This window comes from Thermodesulfovibrionales bacterium (assembly GCA_035622735.1).
GTDB lineage: Bacteria > Nitrospirota > Thermodesulfovibrionia > Thermodesulfovibrionales > UBA9159 > DASPUT01.
In genome coordinates this window covers 1-2,520 of the sequence record DASPUT010000104.1, presented here as the reverse complement: position 1 = coordinate 2,520, position 2,520 = coordinate 1, and the positions used below count along the sequence as shown (strand labels likewise).

Annotated in this window: 1 protein-coding gene; it reads left to right on the top strand. The window is 56.1% G+C overall.

Translation table 11 applies throughout. The annotated features are described in order from the left end of the window. Positions 1–2,520 (top strand): glutamate synthase-related protein (locus VEI96_06005; GenBank protein ID HXX57535.1); only part of this gene is annotated, 2,520 nt, incomplete at both ends.

Sequence of the window (2,520 nt, the reverse complement as noted above, 5' to 3'; positions counted from 1 at the left end):
TCTCTCGACAGGATCATCGAACTCCTCATGCTTGCGGGCTATTCGCCTGAGCATGCCCTCATGCTCTGCATCCCTCCGGCATGGGAGACCTCGGATTTATCCGAGGAAGAAAAGTCGTTCTTCGAATATCAGTCCCTCCGGATGAAACCCTGGGACGGCCCGGCAGCGGTCGCCTTCACGGACGGAAATACCGTCGGCGCTCACCTCGACAGAAACGGTCTCAGGCCGCTCCGATACGCGATAACGGAAGACGGCATCCTCGTTTTAGGCTCTGAAACAGGCATGATAGACCTCGGAGACAGGACCATAAGAGAAAAGGGGAGATTGGGCCCGGGAGATACCCTCTCCGTGAACCTTCAGAAAGGCAGAGTGGCATGCACTGAAGACGTCATCAGAGAGATCATATCGCAAAAACCCTACCGCAAGTGGATAGAAAGATCCCTCACGAGGCTCGGAAAGGTGAAGACCATGGTTTCCGAACCCCTTGATGATACCCGGCGGAGACAGGCCGCGTTCGGCTATACCATGGAGGAGATCGATACATCCATAAAGACGATGACGGAAACGGCAAAGGAACTGATCTTTTCGATGGGGGACGATACCCCCCTCCCTCCGCTTTCTGGGAGGCCCCCTCTCCTTTTCAGATATTTCAAGCAGAGATTCTCGCAGGTGACGAACCCTCCCATAGATCCCATACGGGAGAGGATGGTCATGTCGCTGAGGATGAACCTCGGACATAAGAGGAATTTCCTGATAGAGACCGAAGAGCATGCGAGGCGTCTCAGCCTCGATTCGCCTATCCTCCTTTCCGAGGAGATGAAGGGAATCGAGGAGCAGGCCGCCTTCAAAATAGAGAGGATACCCCTGACCTATTCGCGGGAGGAATTCGGGGAGGAGCTGCAGGGCGGAGACCTCATGACCTGTTGCGCTCCGGGCCGGGGCTTCGATTCCCCTCTCTCGTTTGCCGTCAGGAGACTGCAGAAGAGCGTTGAAGAGGCGGTGCGGAAAGGCGTTGTCTTATTGCTTCTCTCAGACAGGGACATCTCGAAAGAGAGGATTGCTATCCCGAGCCTTCTTGCCATCGCGGCTTCTTTCGATCACCTCAGGAGGAAGCACCTCGCGAACAGGGTGAGTTTCATTATCGAGACGGGAGAGGCAAGAGAGATCCACCACATGGCATGCCTCATCGGATACGGGGCCTCGGCAGTATATCCCTATCTCGCCTATGAAACAATCGAGGAGATGTGCGCAAGGGGAACGATCACGATCCCTTTCCCAGAAGCGGTTCATAACTACAAGAAGGCGCTTGAGGATGGACTCCTGAAGGTGATCGCAAGAATGGGAATCTCGACGATCAATTCCTATCACGCCGCTGCCCTCTTCGATGCCTTATGTTTAAACAAGGATTTTGTCGATGCCTTTTTCGGAGATACCTCAATCAGCATCGAGTCCGACGGTCTGGCCGAGATCGAAGATTCGCTCATGAAAAGGCATGAAGCCGGTTTCGCGGCACCCGAGCCGGTCATCAATCAGGGGGGAGACTTACTCCAGAGGAAGGAAGGAGAATGGCATGCCTGGTCGCCCCTCGCGGTTGCGGCCCTGAACAGGTTCGTCAGGAGCGGCGACTATCGACTCTATCGGGAGTTCTCGCGGCTCGCGGATGAGAGACCAGTATTCATCCGCCATCTCCTCACTCACAAGAAAGGCGGTCCGGTTCCCCTGGAGGAAGTCGAAGCGGAGGAGGAGATATTGAAGCGCTTCTTCTCCGGGGCGATGTCCGTTGGCGCCCTCTCTCCCGAGGCCCATGAAACGATCGCCGAGGCCTGTAATGCCCTCGGCATAAAGAGCAACAGCGGCGAGGGAGGCGAGGATCCCCTGAGATACTGGTCCCCGAAAAACAGCGCGATAAAGCAAATCGCCTCGGGCAGATTCGGTGTAACTCCCACTTATGTGGCATCTGCCCGCGACCTCGAGATCAAGATCGCTCAGGGCGCAAAACCAGGAGAGGGAGGCCATCTCCCTGAAAACAAGGTTACCGAATATATAGCGATGCTGAGACACTGCAGCCCCTCTACCCTTCTCATATCACCGCCCCCCCACCACGACATCTATTCCATAGAGGACCTCGCCCAGCTGATTCACGACCTGAAACAGGCAAACCCCGAGGCAAAGGTCTGCGTGAAGCTCGTTTCGGAAAAAGGCGTCGGCACGGTGGCTGCCGGAGTTGCGAAATCATACGCCGACATCGTCCAGATAAGCGGATGCGAGGGGGGTACAGGCGCTTCGCCGATAGGCTCTATCAAGAATGCCGGCGATTACTGGGAAACAGGGCTTGCAGAGACACAGGCTATCTTAATCGAAAACGGATTGCGGGGGAGAGTGAGACTGAGGGTCGACGGAGGGCTGAGGACGGGAAAGGACGTCATCATCGCCGCGCTCCTCGGAGCCGAAGAATTCGGTTTCGGTACCGCCACGATGATCGCGACAGGCTGTGTCATGGCGCGGAAGTGCCATCTCAAT